Below are 19,997 nucleotides of genomic sequence, written 5' to 3' on the forward strand. Positions count from 1 at the left end.
TGCAGGTCAGGGGTGGCGCGATCGGGTGAATCCGGGGATCCGGGGCGGCTCTCCGGGCGTGCGCGGGGGTGCGCGGGGGTGCGGTGCGGGGCGGCGGTGCGGTCACAGCCGGTCCAGGCGCTCCAGGACAGTGTCCAGCACCGGGCCCGGCAGGGCGTAGTTCAGCCGCAGCGCGCCCCGGCCGCCGGGGCCGAACTCGGCGCCGTCCGAGGCCTCCAGGCCGCAGCGCTCCAGCAGCGCCCGGCGGGCCCCGTCCGGCGGCAGCCCCAGCGCGGCGGCGTCCAGCCAGAGCAGGTAGGAGGACTGCGGCGCGGAGTGGACGGCGGGCCCCAGACGGCCGGTGAGCCGGGCGCGGGCGGCGGCGAGGTGGGCGAGCAGCGCGTCCAGCCACGGCCCGCCCTCGGCCAGCGCCGCCCGCTGGACGGTCTGCTCCAGCAGGCCGCCCTCCCAGAGGCCGAAGCCGGCCAGTACCTCGGTGAACCGGGCGCGCAGGCCCGGATCGGGGACGAGCGCGAAACTGCTCGGCAGGCCGGAGCAGTTGAAGGTCTTGCCGACCGAGTTCAGGGTGACCACCCGGGGCCGCAGCGCCGCGTCGGCGGCGGCCACCGCCACCGGGTGGACGTACCCGGGGTGGGTGAGGTCGCCGTGCACCTCGTCCGAGACCAGCAGTGCGCCGGCCTCCGCCGCCCGCTCGGCGAGGGCCCGCAGGTCGGCGGTCGGCCAGACCCGGGCGGAGGGGTTGTGCGGGCTGCTCAGCAGGACGGCTCCGGCCGGGTGGGGGAGCGGGCCGTCCGGGAGCCGGTAGCCGTCCGGGCCGGCGGCCAGGGGCAGTTCCCGGTACGGGAGGCCGGCCGCCCGGCACAGCTGGGCGAAGCCGCCCCACTCCGGCGTCGGGAACAGCACCGGCGCCTGCGGGCGCACGGTCTCCAGCAGCAGGCGCAGGGCGGTGCGCGGGCCGCACGGCAGCAGCAGCACCCAGTCCGGATCCACCTCGACGCCGTGCCGCGAGCGGTACCAGCGGGCCACCAGCGCCCGCCCGGCCGGGTCGCACACCGTGTACCCGTACGCGCGGTGGCGGGCCCGGCGCTCCAGTGCGGCGGCCACGGCCTGCGGCCCGGGCAGGTCCATGTCCGCCAGGCCCATCGCGATCACCCCGGGCGCCCCCGCGCGGGCCCACTTGCTGCTGCCCGTCCCGATCCGGTCGAAGGGGGCCGCGAAGCCGAACGCGTCCGGTGCGGTGGTGGGCATGACGGCCTCCGGTGGGTCGGGGTGCGCCGCCACGCTAGCCCCATCCTGCGGAGGACGGGGCTAGAGCCGGACGGGTGGCGGCCGCCACCGGCCGCGTGGTCACCCGCTCGCGGGCCCGCCCCGGCCGCCCAGGTGTGCCGCCAGTCCCCGCCGCCCCCGGAGCATCATCACCGCGTGGTTGGCCCGGAACAGCGGGTGCAGGGGCAGGGCGAGGCGGCGCAGCAGGGGTTTGCCGGGGCGGGTGTCCTCCTCGAAGAGCACACGGCTGCCCGGTCCGTCCGGGGTGACGGTGAACCGCGACCACCCGGTGAGATCGCCCCGCATGGCCGCCTCCAGCACTCCGGCGGCCGGGTCGCGCCGCCGCGCCTCCAGGCGGATCACCAGTCGGTACGGCAGCAGCGCGCGCACCACGACGTCCCCGGACTCCTCGTCGGTCTGCCGGACCTCGAGGACCTCGGGCCACCACAGCGGGTAACCCGGTACGTCCTCCAGTGCCGCGTACACGTCGGGCGCCGGCGCCGCGAGTCGCCACATGCCCTGAAAGCGGTAGTGGTTGGGGTCCACGTGCCCCACCCTAGAGCGCCCCGTTTCGGAGCCGGCCCGTTTCGGTCGGGTTCCCTCGTCGACGGCCGGGCCCCACGGTGGCCCGGCCGTCGGCGGGGACCGGTGTCGGTGAGACGGGAGGCGAACGCTCCGTAAACGTCGCATGCCAGGAGGGAGGTGTTCCGCTTGCAGCCGTTCGGGGTGCAGGGGAGGATCTTGTGTGCTTGTAGTCTCGTCTGTCACAGCAGTTGTCGCGAGGCACTGCATCCCCGGAAAACGGAGTGAAGGAGTCACAGGCATGCGGCGACCGAGCTGGGTACCGGAGGGCACGGACCTGGACAAACCGAACGCCGCGCGGGTCTACGACTACTACCTGGGGGGCTCGCACAACTTCGAGGTCGACCGGGAGATGGCGCGCAAGGCGATGGCCCTGTGGCCGGAACTGCCGCAGATCATGCGCTCCAACCGGGCCTTCCTGCGGCGGGCCGTGTCCTACCTGGCCGAGCGCGGCGTCACCCGCTTCCTGGACATCGGCTCCGGCATCCCGACCTTCGGCGCGGTGCACGAGATCGCCCGCGCGATCCGCCCCGAGGCGACGGTCCTCTACGTGGACCGGGACCCGGTCGCCGTCGCGCACAGCCGCCTGCTGCTGGAGGACGACCCCGGCAGCGAGGTCGTCCAGGCCGACCTGCGCGACGTCCAGGACCTGCTGGCCCGCCCCGAGGTGGCCGCCCTGCTGGCGCGGGGCGAGCCGGTGGCCGTCCTGCTGGTCGCCGTCGCGCACTTCGTCACCGACGACGAGGACCCGTGGAAGCTGGTCGGCACGCTCCGTGACGCCCTGCCGCCCGGCAGCGCGCTGGTCCTCTCGCACGCCTCCCTGGAGGGCCGCCCGGACCAGGCGGAGGACCACCAGGAGCTCTACCGCAGGACGCCGACCCCGCTGACCATGCGCACCCACGAGCAGATCAGCGGGATGTTCGCCGGCTTCGAGCTGGTCGAACCGGGCGTGGTCTACCTGCCGCAGTGGCGCCCGGACCAGCCGGAGACGGTCGGCGAGCACCCCGAGCGGATGACCGGGGTGGCTGGCGTGGGGTTCCGCCCTTGAGCGGACGGATCGGGCGAGTGACCGACGGCCGCGGGCTCCGCGAAGCGGCCGCCGGTCACCCCGCCGTGCCCGCCGCACGGACCACCGCGCCCCCCGCCCGGACCGCCGCCGTCGGCGGCGGCCACCCCGCAGCGGTGACCTCGCGCACCCGGGTGGACGCATGAGAGCCGCCCCGGTGTCCGGCAGCGCAGAGCGGTTCCACGAGGCCTGGGCGCGACTGCTCTCCGCCGACCACGGCACGGCCGTCCACCCCGGGCTGCTCGGCCGACTGATCGCCCGGACCGCCGCCCTGCTCCACCGCGCGCAGCTGGGCGAGCCGTTCGAGCCCCGGCTGGCCGAGCGGGCCGGCGCGGAACTGGTCGACGCACACTTCACCGACCCGGTGGTGCTGGCCCGGGCGGTGGAACTGCTCCAGGCGCATCCGCTCGGCGACGACCGCGGCCCGGCCCTGACCGGCGCCTTCGCGGCCGGCTGGGCCGCCGCCCTTCGCGAGCGCACGCTGCGGGAGCAGGAGGCGATCCGCACCGCCGCCGACACCGCCCGCAAGGAGGCCGAGCGGGCGCTGCGCGCTTCCGAGGCCCGGTTCCGGGCGCTGTTCGAGAGCGCGGCCATCGGGATCGGCATCGGCGACACCGACGGCAACATCCTGGCGGTCAACAAGGCGCTTCAGGAACTGTTCGGCGCGAACCCGGAGGACATGACCGGCCGCCGGGTCGGCGATCTCGTCCACCCCGAGGACACCCCGGGCGTGTGGGAGGCGTACGAGGAGCTGATCAGCGGCAAGCGGGACTACTTCCAGTTCGACAAGCCGTACTACCGCCAGGACGGCGAGGTGGTCTGGACCCATCTGACCGTCTCGCTGATCCGCGACGACGACGGCGTCCCGCAGTACCAGGTCGCGATGCTGGAGGACGTCACCGACCGCTACCGGCTCCAGGAGCGGCTGCGCCACCAGGCCACCCACGACCCGCTGACCGGCCTGCCGAACCGGGCGGCCTTCTTCGAGCGGCTGGAGAAGCTGTTCGAGGATCCGGACCCGGGCGCCAGGTTCGGCCTCTGCTACGTCGACCTCGACGGCTTCAAGGTGGTCAACGACAGCCTCGGCCACGACACCGGGGACCAGCTGCTGTCCGCCGTGGCGGCCCGGCTGAAGGCCGCGCTCAACCCGCTCGGCCACCTGGTGGCCCGGCTCGGCGGCGACGAGTTCGTGGTGCTGCTGGAGAACTGCCGGGGCGAGCAGGAGGCCGTCGCGGCGGCGAAGACGGTGCTCAAGGCGCTGGCCGGGCCGGTGCTGATCGGCGACCACAAGCTGGCCGTGGGCGCGAGCGTCGGCGTGCTGGAGCGGCGGGTGTCCACCACCACCCCGGGCGCGGCCGTCCGGGCCGCCGACCTGACGCTGTACCGGGCCAAGGAGGCCGGCCGCGGCCGCTGGACGCTGTTCGACCCCAAGGAGAACGCCCGCGCGGTCAGCCGTTACGCGGTGTCGGTGCGGATGCCGGCCGCCCTCGACCGGGGCGAGTTCTTCATCGACTACCAGCCGCTGTACGCGCTGGCGGACGGCCGGCTGGCCGCGGTGGAGGCGCTGGTGCGCTGGCGCCACCCGCAGCTCGGCGTGCTCGGCCCGGACGAGTTCGTGACCACCGCCGAGGAGACCGGGCTGATCATGCCGCTCGGCCGCTGGGTGCTGGAGCAGGCCTGCGGCCAGGCCGCGGACTGGGTCAAGCGGTTCGGCGACGCCGCGCCGCAGCTGAACGTCAACCTGGCGGTCCGCCAGGCGCGCAGCACGGCGCTCGTCACCGACCTCGGCCGGATCCTGGACACGACCGGCCTCGAACCGGCCAGGCTGCAACTGGAGATCACCGAGTCGACCGTGGTCGGGCCCGAGGACGAGGCCCTGCGCACCCTGCACGGGCTGGTGGACCTCGGCGTGTCGCTGGCCGTGGACGACTTCGGCACCGGCTGGTCCAACCTCGCGTACCTGCGCGACCTGCCGGTCTCCGGGCTGAAGATCGCCGGTTCCTTCGTCGGCGACCTGCACGATCCGGAGAAGGACGAGTCCACCGGGTGGCGGATCGTCAGCGGCCTGGTGTCGATGGCGCACGCGCTCGGGCTGACCGTCACCGCCGAGGGCGTGGAGACCCGCAAGGACGCCGAACGGCTGCGGACCATCGGCTGCGACTGGGCGCAGGGCTGGCACTTCGGCCGCCCGGTGCGGCCGGGTGAGATCGCCCGTCGGATCGCCGAGGAGCCCCGGGGGCGCCCGGTCGGGGGCTGACGCGGCGGGGCGTCGGGGGCAGGGCCGGGGCAGCTGGGGGAGGCCCGCGGCGGTGTTCGGCGGCGGTCGTGCAACCGCTCGGTCGCGTTCCGGAAAATCGGCCAACACCACGGCCCACCATGCGGGATGATGACGCGTCAAAATCACCACCCGGGGCCGTGCGGCGCGTGGCTACGGCCCCGCGCCGGCCCCGGGAAACGGGGAGGGGAGCGCCGCCATGGCCACACCGGAGGACGCCGGCCCGGCCGGCGACGACCGACCAGGCCCCTGGCCGGAGAGCGGCCCCGGATCCCGGACCGATCCCCCGACCAGGGCGGACCGGCGGCCGTGGGGGCGGCGCCTCGGTGTCGTGCCGGACCGGCCGTCCCGGCTCGGCGCCGTCCCGCACACCCGGACGGACCCCGACGCCGCGACCGGGCGGGCGCCGGGCGGCGGGGCCCGCTTCGACCCGGAGGCCCCGACCAGGGTCCAGCGGGCCGCGCCGGAGCGGGTCGACCCGGAGGCCCCGACCAAGGTCCAGCGGCGCGCGGGCACCGGGCGCGCCGCCGCCCCCGGCTGGGCCGACAACGTCGGCCCCGGGCCCAGCCGCAGCGGCGAGGGCCCCGTGGGCGAGGCGTCGAAGGGCGGGGTACCGAAGGGCGGGGTTCCGGAGGGCGAGGCCTCGAAGGGCGGGGCTCCGGAGGGTGCGGGGCCCGCCGGCGGACGGTTCGCGGGCGCTTTCCCCGACGCCCTGCGCGGCCGCTTCGACCCGCTGGGCGTGGCCGGCTCCGGCACCGAGGGCACCGTCTGGCACGTCCGGCGCACCGACGGCGGCGGCGAGGCCGCGGTGAAGGTGACGGCCGCCGGCCAGTCCATGGACGCCGACCTGCTCGGCTACCTGCGCAACGACGACTACCGCCGCCACGTCCCGCACATCGTCGACTTCGGCCGGGTCGGCCACCGCGGCGCCGAACTCGACTGGGTGGCGATGGAGTACCTGCCGGTCACCCTCGCCGACCACTTCGCCGAACTGCGCGAGCGCGGCCGGCACACCGACCCGCGGGAGGCCGAGCGGATCGTCTACGAGCTCGTCGCCCTGCTCGACTTCTGGCAACGACGGATCGAGCGCAACCCGCTGGACTTCAAACCGGCCAACGTGCTGGTCCGCCCCGGCCGCGCGCCCGGGGAGTTCGTGATAGCCGACTTCGGCGGCGTCGCCCGGCTCACCGCCAGCCGCCGCTTCACTCCCGAGACGATCGTCACCATCCCGTACATGGCCCCCGAGCTCCTGGCCGGCCGCAACCACGAGGCCGGGCCCTGGTGGGCGCTCGGCAACATCCTGTACGAGCTGTTCACCGGCCGCCCCCGCTTCCTCGGTGCGGACGGCCTGCTGATCAGTGACGAGGTGCTCCAGCTGGAACTGGTCCTGGGGGACGAGGTCGACCTGTCCGCCCTCGCCGACCCCCGCCAACTGCTCCTCCTCCAAGGGCTGTTCACCAGGAATCCGGAGGACCGCTGGACCGCCCCGCAGGTCCGCAGCTGGCTGGCCGGCGGCAGCCCCGCGGTGGTCCGGCGGCAGACCCGGGCCGACACCGGCCGCACCCACCGGCCGATCACCTTCTTCGGCTCCCCCTTCACCGACCCGGCCAAGCTCGCCGAGGTCCTGCTCCGGCGCTCCGGCGACGCGGCCCGCTGGCTCTCCGCCGGGGGAGCCGAGCGGCTGCGCGACTGGCTGCGCGACGACGTCCAGGACAACGTCTTCGACCTGCACCACCTGACCGACGTCGCCCGGGCGCCCGGCTCCCGCCGCGACGCCGTGGCCGCCCTCGCGGTGCTCGCCTTCGGAGCCGCCTTCGCCCCCTCCGCCACCCCCTACTACCTCGACCGCCCGATCGACACTCCCGGGCTGGAACGCATCGCCACCGAACCGGACGGCGCCGCGTTCATCGACGCGCTGGTCCGGGGCGGCGCCCCGGCCGTCGCCGCCCGCTACGACTGCTTCCACCCCGAGTGCTCCGGCGAACACTGCTCCCGACTGCTCGCCCTGGCCCGACTCCCGGACGTCCTGGCCGAAGTGGACCGTGCCGCCCGCACCGTCGGCGGCGGCCGGCGGGGCGGCGACGGGCTCAGCCCGCAGGAGCGCGAGGAGGCACACCGGCTGGTGGTGTGGCTGAGCGTGCGCCCCGAGGAACGCGACCGGCTGCTCGGCCGGCTCTCGCCGCTGCCCACCGCCCTGCACCGGCTGCCGCTGCCCGAACGGGCGGCGGAGCTCGCCGCCCTGGTCGCGGCGGTGGTGGTGGACGCGGCCCTGGCCGCCGGCTCCGGGATCCGCACGGCCGTACGCGCCGCGGCGCGCCGGCCCGCGCCGGACCCGATCGCCGCGCCGGAGGCGGTCCGGCGCCGCTGGTCGGCGCTGCGGCGGCGGGCGGTGGGCGCCGACCCGGGGGACGACGCCGGGCGCGCTGCCCTGGTCGCCGCCGAGACGCTGCGCCCGCGCGGCCGGGGCCGGGGCGAGCGATCCGACGGCGCTGACGGCCGGGAGGGCGGTGCAGGGCGGGAGAGCCGGGCCGGCCGGGACGGGTGGCCGGGGCGGCTGTGGCAGGGCGGGCGTGAACGGACGCCGGTGGACTGGGCGGCCCGGCTGCGGGCGTGGTGGCCGCACGCCCGGACCGGCCTCCCGCGCCGGGCGGGCGCCGTGCTGCTGCTGTTCCTCGCCCTCGGGTCGCTGCTGTGGGCGGGGGCGGTGTTCCGCTATCCCGTCGAGGCCGGGGTCCAGCTCAAGATCTCGCCGGACGGCGCCTTCGGCGGGCCGTTGAAGAAGGCCGGCGAGCACGCGGCGCAGCAGGTGGTCGGCCAACTGGGAGCGGCGCTGGTCGCCGCCGCCGTCCTCGCCTTCTTCCCCGCCCGGATCGGCCTCGGCACGGCGGCCCTGACCGGAGTCGGGGCCTTCGCCATCGGCTACCTGCGGCTCGGACCGCCGATGACGGGCCTGGAGATGCCGAGACCGGTGACCGAGCGGGTGGTCATGTTCGAGGGCGGGATGGGAAGTTGGGCCGGCCTCGCGGCGGTGGCGGCGATCGTGGCGTCGCTCGTGCTGACCGAGCGCGCGGCGAACCGGCTGCTGAAGCCCGCGCACGAGGCCCGGCGGCAGGTGCGGGAGGCCTGGCGGCGGCTCGCCGGGCGGGGAGCGGCGCCGCGGTGGGACGGCAAGCAGTGGCGGCCGGGCCCCGTGGGCGCCCGCGACCGCGCGCTGTTCGCGCTCGGGAGCACCTGTGTGCTGGCCCTGCTGCTGTGGGCGGCGGTCGAGGTTCGGCTGGCGGCCACCGGGCACCACCCGACGCCGGACTCCTGGGGGACCGGCCGGACCGGCGCGGCCTACCAGTCCGGGTTCGTCGTCCTGCTGGCCGTCGTCTCCCTCGCGAGCACCCTGGGGACGCCGGGCACCGCCCGGGCGCTCCTCGGCTGCTGGATCCCCGCCACCCTGGTGCTCGGTGCCTGGCCCGGACCGCTCGGCCCGGTCGAGGCGCTGCGGATCCCGGTGTTCCAGGGGCAGTTCGCGGCCGTCGCGGAGTTCTGGGGGCACGGCGCGTTCTGGGCCGCGCTGCTGGTCGCGCTCCCGCTCGCCGGGTACGGGCTGCTGCGCACGGTCCGGGCACGGGTGGCGGGTACGGGGGCGGGCGGCTGACGGTCCAGTCGCCGTCCGGCTCAGCCGACCAGCCGGGAAAGTTCGATCGAGTGCCCGGTCCGCTCCGCCTTCGCTCGCAGGTAGCGCACGTTGCTCGCGGACAGGTGCACGCCGGTCGGCACCCGCCGCAGCACGTTGATCCCGAGGTCGGCCAGTTGCTGCGCCTTGTCCGGGTTGTTGCTCAGCAGGTCGATGCCGGTGGTGCCGAGGGTGGTGAGCATCTGGGCGGCGGCGGTGTAGTCCCGGCCGTCCTCGGGCAGGCCGAGCGCCGTGTTGGCGTCGTACGTGTCCAATCCGGAGTCCTGCAAGGAGTAGGCCTCCAGCTTGTTGTAGAGCCCGATGCCCCGGCCCTCCTGCCGCAGGTACAGCAGGTAGCCGCCGGCCTCGGTGATCCGCTCGACCGACTCGCGCAGCTGCGGGCCGCAGTCGCAGCGGTCCGAGCCGAAGACGTCGCCGGTCAGGCACTCCGAGTGCAGTCGCACCAGCGGCGTCCCGCCCTCCGGCACCTCGCCGAACGCGAGCGCCAGGTGCTCGGCGCCGTCGGTGAGGCCGTGGAAGGTGACGGCCTCCGCCTCGGCGCGGTAGCCGTCGGAGAAGGTCAGCGGGATGCGCACACGCGAGCGCACCGTGGCGGGGCCGGGCTGCGGCATGGGTGGGCCTCCGTCGATGAGGAGATGGGTCGGCGAACCGACGAACCGATGGGGTCGAGAGGGGCGGGCCGGGTGGCCCGGGGTGGATCGGATGTCGATGACCGTACTCGTTAGTTCCAATTTGAACAACTAAATACTGTCCGTGCCCAATGTGACTACGGACCGTGGTTCAGTCGGGCTCCGTGCGGACGCGAGGGCGCTGGTGGATCGTACGGTCCGCGATGCGTGGGGTTTCAGCATGTGGATGCGTCGGGAGCCGGACTGTGGACACTGCGAGGATTGCCCCGTTTCCTGGGCACGGGAATGCCTCGCGAACGAGCACCGACGACCACGGAAGGTCCTGATCAGATGCCCGCAACCCCTCCCGCCGCCACCTCCCCGACCTCCTTCGACGCCGAGCAGCGCGTGATCGAGGCGCTCTACGCGGACGTGGTCCGCCGGAACAGGGGTGAGACGGAGTTCCACCAGGCGGTCCACGAGGTCCTGGAGACCCTCGGGCCGGTGCTCGCCCGCCGCCCCGAGTTCGTCGACGCCCGGATCATCGAGCGGATCTGCGAACCCGAGCGGCAGCTCATGTTCCGGGTGCCGTGGACGGACGACTCCGGCGACATCCACGTGAACCGCGGCTTCCGGGTCGAGTTCAGCAGCGTCCTCGGCCCGTACAAGGGCGGGCTGCGCTTCCACCCCTCGGTGAACCTCGGCATCGTCAAGTTCCTCGGCTTCGAGCAGATCTTCAAGAACGCGCTCACCGGACTGTCGATCGGCGGCGGCAAGGGCGGCTCCGACTTCGACCCCAAGGGCCGCTCGGACGCCGAGGTCATGCGGTTCTGCCAGTCCTTCATGACCGAGCTGTACCGCCACCTCGGCGAGCACACCGATGTCCCCGCCGGGGACATCGGCGTCGGCGGCCGGGAGATCGGCTACCTGTTCGGCCAGTACAAGCGGATCACCAACCGCTACGAGACCGGCGTGCTCACCGGCAAGGGCCTCGGCTGGGGCGGCGCGCAGGCCAGGACCGAGGCGACCGGCTACGGCTGCGTGCTGTTCACCGCCGAGATGCTGCACAGCCGCGGCGAGAGCCTGGACGGGCGCCGGGTCGTCGTCTCCGGCTCCGGCAACGTCGCCATCTACGCGATCGAGAAGGCGCAGCAGCTCGGCGCGACCGTGCTCACCTGCTCCGACTCCACCGGCTACGTGGTGGACGAGAAGGGCATCGACCTCGCGCTCCTCAAGGAGGTCAAGGAGGTCCGGCGCGGCCGGGTCGCCGACTACGCCGAACTGCGCGGCAGCCACGTCCGGTTCGTCGAGGGCCCGGGCGTGTGGAGCGTGCCCTGCGACGTCGCGCTGCCCTGCGCCACCCAGAACGAGCTGACCGGGACGGACGCGCTGGCCCTGGTGCGGGGCGGGGTGCTGGCGGTCGCCGAGGGGGCCAACATGCCCACCACCCCGGAGGCGGTCCGGGTGTTCCAGGAAGCCGGGGTGGCCTTCGGCCCGGGCAAGGCGGCGAACGCGGGCGGCGTCGCCACCAGCGCCCTGGAGATGCAGCAGAACGCCTCGCGGGACTCCTGGACCTTCGCCCGCACCGAGGAGCGGCTGGCCGGGATCATGAAGCACATCCACGACTCCTGCTTCACCACCGCCGAGCGCTACGGCCACCCGGGCGACTACGTGGTGGGCGCGAACATCGCCGGCTTCGAGCTGGTCGGGGACGCGATGCTGGCCCAGGGCCTGATCTGAGCCCTGCCGGCCGGCGCCGACGGCGCGGCTCGCCGCCACCCGGCGATCGGTACCCGACCGGAGCGGGCACCGATTGTCGGGTGCGGCAGGGTGGGTCCTTCCTACGGTGGTGATCAGTAAGGGAAGGACGGGGTCGGAGTGCTGGAACACCTGAACCGGGCGATGGAGCACATCGAACGGACCCTGGACCAGGAGGTCGAGGTCGCCGAGCTGGCCCGGATCGCGATGACGTCGGAGTACCACTTCCGACGGCTGTTCTCGATGCTCTCCGGGATGCCGCTGTCGGACTACGTCCGGCGCCGTCGGTTGACCGTCGCCGGGGCCGAAGTCCTCGGCGGGGAGCGGACGTTGCTGGAGGTCGCGATCCGGTACGGCTACACCTCGGGGGAGGCGTTCGCCCGGGCGTTCCGGGCGATGCACGGGGTCGGGCCCGGTGAGGCCCGGCGCGAGGGCGCGGTGCTCAAGTCCCAGCCCCGGATGTCCTTCCGACTCGTCGTGGAGGGAAGCAGCAGTATGGAATACCGGATCATCGAGCAGCCGGACTTCCGGATCATCGGTCGGCGGGCTCGGGTCCCGCTGGTGCACGAGGGGGTGAACCCGGCCATCGCCTCGTTCATCAAGGGGCTCGGCCAGGAGACCGTCGACCGGATCTCGGCGCTCTCCGGCCGCGAGCCGGAAGGCATCCTCTCGGTCACCGAGTTCTTCTCGGAGAGTCGCGAGGAGGGTGTCGAACTCGACTACTACCACGCGGTGGTGGCGGACGCGGGCACCGTCGTCCCGGACGGCCTGGACGTTCGGGAGGTGCCGGCGGGGACCTGGGCGGCCTTCTCCAACACCGGGACCTTCCCGAAGGCCCTCCAGGAGATGTGGCGGGACGTCTTCACGCAGTGGTTCCCCTCCAACCCGTACGAGTTCCGGCCGGGGCCGGAGATCCTGCGTACCCGGTTCCTGCCGGACGGCCAGGCGGAAGCCCAGCTGTGGATCCCGGTGGCACGGGCGCTGCGCTGACGGGCGGCCGTTGACGGCTGACAACTGACAAAAAACAGATGACAGATAACAGATTTCGAAATCTGTTATCTGTCATCTGTTTTTTGTTCTCCCTCCGGTGCCCACTGTCGACGCCCGCCGCCCCGCCCGCCCCCGTTCGGCCCAGCAGCGCCCGCACCCGTCCTCCCCCGCCCGCATGCTGGGGCGGGGGAGGACGGGGGATCGCAGCCGCTACCCGAGGAGTGGGATCACCGATGGCCAAGGCATTCGGCTTCGTCGACTACGGCGGGCCGGAGACACAGGAGTTCCTGGACCGCCCGGTGCTGGAGCCCGGCCCCGGGCAACTGGCGATCGCGGTCGGTGTGGCCGGGGTGAACCCGGTGGACTGGAAGATCCGCACGGGCCTGCTCGGCCGGGAGCGCGAACTCCCCGCCGTCATGGGCCAGGAGGCCTCGGGCGTGGTCCTGCAAGTCGGCCCCGGGGTCACCGGGTTCACTCCGGGCGATGAGGTGTTCGGCCTCGCGGCCGCCGGTGCCTATGCCGAGCAGACGCTGCTGCACGCCGAGTTGAGCGCCCTCAAGCCCGAGGGCGTCGGATTCGACCAGGTCGCCGTCCTGCCCGTGTCGGCGGCCACCGCGGACGACGCCGTCCGTGACCTCGGCCTCGGCGCCGGCCGGACGCTGCTGATCCTCGGCATCGCCGGCGGTGTCGGCAGCGCGGCCGCCCAGATCGCCCGCAGTCGCGGCCTGACCGTCCTCGGCACCGCGAGCGACGCCAACCGCGCGTACGTGGAGTCCCTCGGGGCGGTGCCGGTCCGCTACGGCGACGGCCTCGTCGAACGGATCGCGGCCGCCGCGCCCGACGGCGTCGACGGCATCCTCGACCTGGTCGGGGGCGACGCCCTGCGGGCCGCCGCCCCCGTGCGCGAGGAGCGTACGGACCTGGTCAGCACCGCCGACCCGGCCACCGTGGCCGAACTCGGCGGCCGCTACATCACCCGCTCGACGACCTCCGAGAGCCTGTCCGCGCTGGCGGCCCTGGTCGCCGCCGGCGAGCTGGATCCGCACGTCACCGGCCGCTACCCGCTGGACCGCGCCGCCGAGGCGCTCGCCTTCGTCGAATCCGGCCACGCCCGCGGCAAGGTGGTACTCGAAGTCGCTTGACCCACAACAAGAGTGACGATCAGTCAGTTCAGACCGAGAGATCGAGAACCGAGAGAAGAAGTCGAGAGAAGAAGCCATGAAGCAGAACTCCGTGACCATCGGCGGCCCCTGCTGGGTCGAGCTGGGCACCTCCGACCCGGCCGCCGCCAGCACCTTCTACAGCGAGTTGTTCGGCTGGCGGGCCGAGGCCGACGTGCGCCCCGAGGCCAACGGCTACACCCAGATGTTCCTCGGCGACGCCCCGGCGGCCGCCGTCAGCCCGCGGTTCGCACCGCAGCAGCCCATCGCCTGGTCGACCTGCTTCGCGGTCACCGACACCGACGCCACCGTCGCGAAGGTCGAGGATGCCGGCGGCAAGGTCCTGAAGGAGCCCACCGACGCGTCCGACCTCGGCCGCTTCGCGGTGGTCGGGGACGGTTCCGGCGCGGTCTTCCTGCTCTGGCAGGCCCGCGCGTTCGCGGGCGCCGGGGTGTTCAACGAGCCGGGCGCGCTCGGCTGGGTGGAACTGCTCACCCGCGACCCGGCCGGTGCGACCGCCTTCTACCCGGCGGTCTTCGGCTGGTCCGTCAGCCCGTCAGAGCAGTACACCCAGTGGGGCCTGGGCGGCGAGGACTTCGGCGGCATGCTGGTGATGGACGACCGCTTCCCGCCGCAGGTGCCGCCGCACTGGCTGCCGTACTTCTCGGTCGCGGACGTCGACAACACCGTCGCCCGGGCGAGCGGCCTCGGCGCGGACGTGCTGATGGCGGCCACCGACGTGCCGGGCGGCCCCCGGATCGCCGTGCTGCGCGACCCACAGGGCGCGTCGTTCGGCGTCCACCTGGCCGGCGCCGAGGGCTGACCCCCACCGGAGACCACGTCCCTGTCGACGTCCCTGCTCACGCCCCTGCCGAGGACCCCGCCGTCCTCCCGGCGGGCGTAGCCTCCGCCCTCACGCCGGGCGCCGACCGCGGCTGGAACGCCACGCCGCCGCCGTCGCGCCCGCCGTGACGAGCAGCGCGCTGATCGGCACCACGTCGCCGATCCGGTCGTACCAGGTCAGCGTCCCGGGCTCGGTGAGCGGCAGCCGGACGGTCAGCGCGCCGGTGCCGTCGGTACCGAGCCGGGCGAGCTCGCGGCCCTGCGCGTCGAAGGCCGCCGACACCCCGGTCAGCGAGGCCTGCACGGCCGGCCGGCCGGTCTCGGCGGCCCGGATCGCCGCCAGCGAGACGTGCTGTTCGGGTGCCCAGGTGTGCTGGAAGGTCGAGGTGGAGGACTGGTAGACCAGCACCCGGGCGCCGTCCCGCGCGGCGGTGCGGGCGAGGTCGGGGAAGGCCGACTCGAAGCAGATCAGCGCGCCGACCGGCAGCGGTCCGCCGGCCCGGTCGGTGACCGGCAGGACGTGGAAGGCGGTGCCGGGCGCCCGGTTCTCGCCGGCCGCCCGGCTGACGCCGGCGATCCAGCCGAGCACCGGCCGCAGCGGGATGTACTCGCCGAAGGGCACCAGCCGGATCTTGCGGTAGCGGTCCAGTACGCCCGCGGGGGAGACCAGCACCGCGTCCTTGGAGATCCGCCCGTCCGCCTTGCGGGCGTCCTCCCCGGCGATGATCTGCGCCCCGGTGACGGCGGAGAGCCGGCGCAGCTGGTCGAGCGCGGCCGGGTCGCGGTCGAGGTCGGCGGTGGTGCTGCTCTCGCCCCAGACGACCAGGTCCACCGGCTGCCCGCCGAGCGCGGCGGTGGCCTGGGCGCTGGCCTCGAACCGGGCCTGCGGGTCGTCCACGATGCCGGGCTGGACCAGCGCGACGGTGACCGCCCCGGCCGGGGCGGGGGCGTCGCGCAGCGCGAACAGCAGCGGGCCGGCGGCCAGGACCAGGACGGTGGTCAGCGCCGCAAGGGCACGCGGTCGCCGGTGCACGGCGGTCAGGACGATCAGCACCCCGGTGTTGGCGGCCGCGACGGCCGCGCTGACCAGCCAGATCCCGCCGGTCGAGGCCAGTCCGAGGATCGCCGGGTGCTGCCACTGGGTGGCGCCGAGCAGCGCCCACGGCCCGCCGAGCGCGTCCCAGGAGCGTGCGTACTCGGTGGTCACCCAGACCGCCGGGACAACGAGCAGCGCGAGCAGCGCCCGACGGCCGGTCAGCGGCGGGTGCAGCAGCCGGTGGACGGCGTACCCGAAGCCGCCCTGGAGCGCCCCGAACAGCACGGCGAGCACCGGTAGCCCCGGCCCGATGGACGGGACCAGCCAGTACATCGCGGTCAGGATGAAGCCCGCCCCGAACCACCACCCGCGCACCGCCGCCTCCCGCCCGCCGGGCGCGCGCTGCATCAGCAGCATCCCGGGGACGAGCGCGACCCAGGCCAGCCAGGCCTGCCCCGGCGCCGGGAAGGCGAGCACCGGTACGGCCCCGGCCGCCAGGGCGCCGAACCGCGCCCGGTAGCGGTGCGGGTGAGCCTGCGGGTGGCCGCCGTGTCCGGACTGCCCGCCGGGTTCGGACTGCCCGCCGGGTTCGGAGTGCTCGCCGTGCTCGGAGTGCCCGGGAGGTTCGGGGCGCCGGGGGTGCCCGGGATCCGAGGAGTGCTCGGGCTGCTCGGGGTGCGAGGAGTGCGGCGTGCGCCGGGCGGGGCTGGTGAGGGCGAGGCGGCGGGGCATGCCCCGTATTGTCCGCTTGGACGGACTACGCCACCAGTGTTCCTGTCACCCGAATGGGCTACGGGAACACCGGTGGCCACCCCCGTGACTCAGCCCTCGTCGCCCTCCAGGTCCCCCTCGGTCTCCAGGAACGCGGCCTGCAACTGCGCGATCAGCTCCGGGTCGGGCTGCTCCCACAGCCCGCGGCTGGCCGCCTCCAGCAGCCGCTCGCTGATCCCGTGCAGCGCCCACGGGTTGGCGCCGGTCAGGAACTCCCGGTTGACCGGGTCGAGCACGTACTCCTGGGTGAGCTTCTCGTACATCCAGTCCGCCACCACGCCGGTCGTGGCGTCGTAGCCGAACAGGTAGTCCACCGTCGCGGCCATCTCGAACGCGCCCTTGTACCCGTGCCGGCGCATCGCCTCGATCCAGCGCGGGTTGACCACCCGGGCGCGGAAGACGCGGGCGGCCTCCTCGGTCAGCGTCCGGGTGCGGACCGTCTCCGGGCGGGTCGAGTCGCCGATGTAGGCGGTCGGCGCCTTGCCGGTGAGCGCCCGGACGGTGGCCACCATGCCGCCGTGGTACTGGAAGTAGTCGTCCGAGTCGGCGATGTCGTGCTCGCGGGTGTCGGTGTTCTTCGCGGCGACGGTGATCCGCTTGTACGCGGTCTCCATCTCCTCGCGGGCCGGCCGCCCGTCCAGCCCGCGGCCGTAGGCGTAGCCGCCCCAGACCGTGTACACCTCGGCCAGGTCGGCGTCGGTGCGCCAGTCCCGGCTGTCGATCAGCTGGAGCAGGCCCGCGCCGTAGGTGCCAGGGCGGGAGCCGAAGACGCGGACGGTGGCCTTGCGCTCGTCGCCGTGCACCGCGAGGTCGGCCTGGACGTGGGCGCGCACGAAGTTCTGCTCCGCGGGCTCCTCCTGGGCGGCGGCCAGACGCACCGCGTCGTCCAGCAGGGCGACCACGTGCGGGAAGGCGTCGCGGAAGAAGCCGGAGATGCGCAGCGTCACGTCGATGCGCGGGCGGCCCAGCTCGGCGAGGGTGATCGGCTCCAGGCCGGTGACCCGGCGCGAGGCGTCGTCCCAGACCGGGCGGACGCCGAGCAGGGCGAAGGCCTCGGCGATGTCGTCACCGGCGGTGCGCATCGCGCTGGTGCCCCACAGCGACAGCCCGACCGAGGGCGGGTAGGCGCCGTCGTTGTCGGCGGTGTACCGCTCGACCAGCGAGGTGGCGAGCGCCTGGCCGGTCTCCCAGGCGAGCTTGCTCGGGACGGCCTTCGGGTCGACGGAGTAGAAGTTGCGGCCGGTCGGCAGCACGTTGACCAGGCCGCGCAGCGGCGAGCCGGACGGCCCGGCCGGGACGAAGCCGCCGCGCAGCGCGTGCAGCACGGCGTCCAGCTCGTCGGTGGTGGCGGCCAGTCGCGGTACCACCTGGGTGGCGGTGAAGGTCAGCACCTCGTGGACGGCCTCCGGCAGCCCGGCGGCGACCTTCTCCACCGCCTCGACCGCCCAGTCCTGCGCCTCCATGGCCTCGACCAGGGCGCGGGCCTGGGCCTCGGCGGCGTCGGTGGCCCCGAGGGTGAGCGCGGCCTCGTCCAGCCCGAGCGCCTCGCGCAGGCCCGGCAGCGCGCTGACGCCGCCCCAGATCTGGCGGGCGCGCAGGATGGCGAGCACGATGTTGACCCGGTCGGTGCCGGCCGGCGCCTGGCCGAGGACGTGCAGGCCGTCGCGGATCTGGGCGTCCTTGATCTCGCACAGCCAGCCGTCGACGTGCAGCAGGAAGTCGTCGAAGCCGTCGTCCTCGGGGCGCTCGTCCAGGCCGAGGTCGTGGTCCAGCTTGGCGGCCTGGATGAGGGTCCAGATCTGCGCGCGGATCGCGGGCAGCTTGGCCGGGTCCATCGCGGCGATGTTGGAGTGCTCGTCCAGCAGCTGCTCCAGGCGGGCGATGTCGCCGTAGGAGTCGGCGCGGGCCATCGGCGGGACGAGGTGGTCGACCAGGGTGGCGTGGGCGCGGCGCTTGGCCTGGGTCCCCTCGCCCGGGTCGTTGACGAGGAACGGGTAGATCAGCGGCAGATCGCCCAGGACGGCGTCCGGGCCGCACTCGGCGGACAGCGCGGCGGTCTTGCCGGGCAGCCACTCCAGGTTGCCGTGCTTGCCGAGGTGGATGACGGCGTGCGCGCCGAAGCCGCCGTCGGCCTGCGCGGCCTCGATCCAGCGGTAGGCGGCCAGGTAGTGGTGGCTCGGCGGCAGGTCGGGGTCGTGGTAGATGGCGACGGGGTTCTCGCCGAAGCCGCGCGGCGGCTGGATCAGGACGAGCAGGTTCCCGGAGCGGATCGCGGCCAGCACGATGTCGCCGTCCGGGTTCTGCGAGCGGTCGACGTAGAGCTCGCCGGGGGCCGGGCCCCAGTGCTCCTCGACCTGCTCGCGCAGCGCCTGGGGGAGCGTGGCGTACCAGCGGCGGTAGTCGGCGGCGGGGATGCGCACCGGGTTGCGGGCCAGCTGGTCCTCGGTGAGCCAGTCCTGGTCGTAGCCGCCGGCCGCGATCAGGGCGTGGATCAGGGCGTCGCCCTCGTGGGAGGCGTCGAGCGAGGAGTCCTGGGGCGCATCGGAGGAGCCGTCGTTCGTGCCGTCCAGTCCGGGCAGGTCCGAACCCAGGTCCATGCCCTCCGCGCGCAGCCGGTTCAGCAGGCGGATCGCGCTGGCCGGGGTGTCCAGGCCGACGGCGTTGCCGACCCGGGCGTGCTTGGTCGGGTAGGCGGACAGCACGAGCGCGAGGCGGCGCTCGGCGGCCGGGATGTGTCGCAGCCGGGCGTGCTTGACGGCGGTGCCGGCCACCCGGGCGGCGCGCTCCGGGTCGGCGGCGTAGACGGTGAGGCCGTCCTCGTCCAGCTCCTTGAAGGAGAACGGGACGCTGATCAGCCGGCCGTCGAACTCCGGCACCGCGATCTGGGTGGCGGTGTCCAGCGGGGACAGGCCGTCGTCGCTGGCCTCCCACTGGGCGCGCGACCAGGTGAGGCAGAGCGCCTGGAGGATCGGCCGGTCCAGGGCGGCGAGCGCGCCCGCGTCCCAGGCCTCCTCGTCGCCGCCGGCCTGCGCGTCGGCCGGGCGGGTGCCGCCGGCGGCGAGCACGGTGGTGACGAGCGCGTCGGCCTCGCCGAGCGCGGCCAGCAGTTCGGGCTCGGCGCCGCGCAGGGAGGCGCAGTAGTAGGCCCTGGCCTGCGCGCCCTGGTCCTCGATCGCCCGGCAGAGCGTCTCGACGAAGGCGGTGTTGCCGCTCATGTGGTGGGCGCGGTAGTAGAGCACCGCGACCGTCGGGCCGTCCTGCGTGCGGGCTTCGCGCTCCAGCGGCCCCCAGGCCGGGGCGGAGGCGGGCGGGGCGAAGCCGTGGCCGGTCAGCAGCACGGTGTCGGAGAGGAAGGCGGCCAGCTCGGCGAGGTTGGCGGCGCCGCCGTGCGCGAGGTAGGCGTGCGCCTCGGCGGCGATGCCGGCCGGGACGGTGGACAGCTCCATCAGCTGGGCGTCGGGGGCCTGTTCACCGGTCAGCACGATCACCGGGCGGGGGCCGGCCAGCAGCGCGTCCAGGCCCTCCTGCCAGGCGCGGCGACCGCCGAGCAGGCGCACCACGACGAGGTCGGTGCCCGCCAGCAGTGCGGGCAGGTCCTCGGGGGTGAGCCGGGCCGGGTTGCCGAGCCGGTAGCGGACCGGGCCCTCGGCGGCGCGGGCACTGAGCAGGTCGGTGTCGGACGTCGACAGCAGCAGGATCATGCGAAGGCCCTCCCGGCCTCGGAGCCGCCCTGAGCCGAAGGGCGCGCCGGCGTGGAAAGTGACGAGTGACGAGCGACGGACGAAAGCGCGCGGCACGCGACCGGCGAAGGAGTGCGGCGGCGTGTGGCCGGCGAAGGCGAACGACGGCGTGTGGCCGGCGACCGAAGGAGCGCCGAGGCGTCGGCGAAGCGCCCGCAGTCGGGCGGGCGTGAGGCGCCCGGGGACCCGGGCACGGGCATGCGGCAGCGCATTGCTC

Annotated in this window: 13 protein-coding genes; 8 read left to right on the forward strand and 5 right to left on the reverse strand. The window is 74.6% G+C overall.

Features of this window, described 5'->3' with window-relative positions; all coding sequences use genetic code 11:
- Nucleotides 1-102: 102 nt before the first annotated feature.
- Together ABT015_RS01410 and ABT015_RS01415 are read right to left on the reverse strand one after the other, a co-directional pair.
- The gene (locus tag ABT015_RS01410; RefSeq protein ID WP_350875456.1) at nt 103-1,248 is read right to left on the reverse strand and encodes an aminotransferase class I/II-fold pyridoxal phosphate-dependent enzyme; all 1,146 of its coding nucleotides are present in this window, start codon (nt 1,246-1,248) and stop codon (nt 103-105) included.
- Nucleotides 1,249-1,347: 99 nt separating this feature from the next.
- Nucleotides 1,348-1,812: an SRPBCC family protein gene (locus ABT015_RS01415; protein ID WP_350875458.1), complete on the reverse strand. Its 465-nt coding sequence runs from the start codon at nt 1,810-1,812 to the stop codon at nt 1,348-1,350.
- Between the two features lie 277 nt (nt 1,813-2,089).
- Between ABT015_RS01415 and ABT015_RS01420 the strand changes: the two genes are divergently transcribed.
- From ABT015_RS01420 to ABT015_RS01435, 4 genes are all read left to right on the forward strand, one after another.
- Nucleotides 2,090-2,896, forward strand: coding sequence for an SAM-dependent methyltransferase (locus tag ABT015_RS01420; RefSeq protein ID WP_350875460.1), 807 nt, complete (start codon nt 2,090-2,092; stop codon nt 2,894-2,896).
- 17 nt (nt 2,897-2,913) lie between these two features.
- Nucleotides 2,914-3,060 carry a hypothetical protein gene (locus ABT015_RS01425; RefSeq protein ID WP_350875462.1) on the forward strand — a complete coding sequence of 49 codons (147 nt, stop codon included), beginning with the start codon at nt 2,914-2,916 and terminating at the stop codon, nt 3,058-3,060.
- Nucleotides 3,057-5,171, forward strand: coding sequence for a putative bifunctional diguanylate cyclase/phosphodiesterase (locus ABT015_RS01430; protein ID WP_350875464.1), 2,115 nt, complete (start codon nt 3,057-3,059; stop codon nt 5,169-5,171). Before ABT015_RS01425 ends, ABT015_RS01430 begins: the two co-directional genes overlap by 4 nt.
- 217 nt (nt 5,172-5,388) lie before the next feature.
- Entirely contained in the window at nt 5,389-8,835 is a 3,447-nt protein-coding gene (locus ABT015_RS01435; RefSeq protein WP_350875466.1) for a protein kinase domain-containing protein, read from the forward strand.
- Nucleotides 8,836-8,855: 20 nt separating this feature from the next.
- On the opposite strand, the gene ABT015_RS01440 is transcribed toward ABT015_RS01435, so the two are convergent.
- Nucleotides 8,856-9,485 carry a GTP cyclohydrolase II gene (locus tag ABT015_RS01440; protein WP_350875468.1) on the reverse strand — a complete coding sequence of 210 codons (630 nt, stop codon included), beginning with the start codon at nt 9,483-9,485 and terminating at the stop codon, nt 8,856-8,858.
- A gap of 348 nt (nt 9,486-9,833) precedes the next feature.
- Here ABT015_RS01440 and gdhA point away from each other — a divergent pair, with 348 nt between their 5' ends.
- From gdhA to ABT015_RS01460, 4 genes are all read left to right on the forward strand, one after another.
- Nucleotides 9,834-11,222, forward strand: a complete 1,389-nt coding sequence (gdhA, locus tag ABT015_RS01445) for an NADP-specific glutamate dehydrogenase (RefSeq protein ID WP_350875470.1) — start codon at nt 9,834-9,836, stop codon at nt 11,220-11,222.
- Nucleotides 11,223-11,360: 138 nt separating this feature from the next.
- Nucleotides 11,361-12,230 carry an AraC family transcriptional regulator gene (locus tag ABT015_RS01450; RefSeq protein ID WP_350875471.1) on the forward strand — a complete coding sequence of 290 codons (870 nt, stop codon included), beginning with the start codon at nt 11,361-11,363 and terminating at the stop codon, nt 12,228-12,230.
- A gap of 233 nt (nt 12,231-12,463) precedes the next feature.
- Nucleotides 12,464-13,372 carry an NADP-dependent oxidoreductase gene (locus tag ABT015_RS01455; RefSeq protein ID WP_350875473.1) on the forward strand — a complete coding sequence of 303 codons (909 nt, stop codon included), beginning with the start codon at nt 12,464-12,466 and terminating at the stop codon, nt 13,370-13,372.
- Nucleotides 13,373-13,448: 76 nt separating this feature from the next.
- Nucleotides 13,449-14,213, forward strand: coding sequence for a VOC family protein (locus tag ABT015_RS01460; protein ID WP_350875475.1), 765 nt, complete (start codon nt 13,449-13,451; stop codon nt 14,211-14,213).
- A 90-nt stretch (nt 14,214-14,303) separates the two neighbouring features.
- Here the strand turns inward: ABT015_RS01460 and lnt are convergent, their stop codons facing one another.
- On the reverse strand, nt 14,304-16,001 hold the full coding sequence (lnt, locus tag ABT015_RS01465; RefSeq protein ID WP_350875477.1) for an apolipoprotein N-acyltransferase: 1,698 nt from the start codon (nt 15,999-16,001) through the stop codon (nt 14,304-14,306).
- A gap of 89 nt (nt 16,002-16,090) precedes the next feature.
- Nucleotides 16,091-19,741, reverse strand: a complete 3,651-nt coding sequence (gene cobN / locus ABT015_RS01470) for a cobaltochelatase subunit CobN (RefSeq protein ID WP_350875479.1) — start codon at nt 19,739-19,741, stop codon at nt 16,091-16,093.
- Between the last annotated feature and the right edge of the window lie 256 nt (nt 19,742-19,997).

This window comes from Kitasatospora sp. NPDC094016, assembly GCF_040304045.1.
Lineage (GTDB): Bacteria > Actinomycetota > Actinomycetes > Streptomycetales > Streptomycetaceae > Kitasatospora.

Bases quoted from the DNA above. Each gene is read 5' to 3' on its own strand.
- ABT015_RS01435 (WP_350875466.1), top strand. From the start codon at position 5,389: ATGGCCACACCGGAGGACGCCGGCCCGGCCGGCGACGACCGACCAGGC.
- gdhA (WP_350875470.1), top strand. From the start codon at position 9,834: ATGCCCGCAACCCCTCCCGCCGCCACCTCCCCGACCTCCTTCGACGCC.
- ABT015_RS01460 (WP_350875475.1), top strand. From the start codon at position 13,449: ATGAAGCAGAACTCCGTGACCATCGGCGGCCCCTGCTGGGTCGAGCTG.
- ABT015_RS01455 (WP_350875473.1), top strand. From the start codon at position 12,464: ATGGCCAAGGCATTCGGCTTCGTCGACTACGGCGGGCCGGAGACACAG.
- ABT015_RS01430 (WP_350875464.1), top strand. From the start codon at position 3,057: ATGAGAGCCGCCCCGGTGTCCGGCAGCGCAGAGCGGTTCCACGAGGCC.
- lnt (WP_350875477.1), bottom strand. From the start codon at position 16,001: ATGCCCCGCCGCCTCGCCCTCACCAGCCCCGCCCGGCGCACGCCGCAC.
- ABT015_RS01440 (WP_350875468.1), bottom strand. From the start codon at position 9,485: ATGCCGCAGCCCGGCCCCGCCACGGTGCGCTCGCGTGTGCGCATCCCG.
- cobN (WP_350875479.1), bottom strand. From the start codon at position 19,741: ATGATCCTGCTGCTGTCGACGTCCGACACCGACCTGCTCAGTGCCCGC.
- ABT015_RS01420 (WP_350875460.1), top strand. From the start codon at position 2,090: ATGCGGCGACCGAGCTGGGTACCGGAGGGCACGGACCTGGACAAACCG.
- ABT015_RS01410 (WP_350875456.1), bottom strand. From the start codon at position 1,248: ATGCCCACCACCGCACCGGACGCGTTCGGCTTCGCGGCCCCCTTCGAC.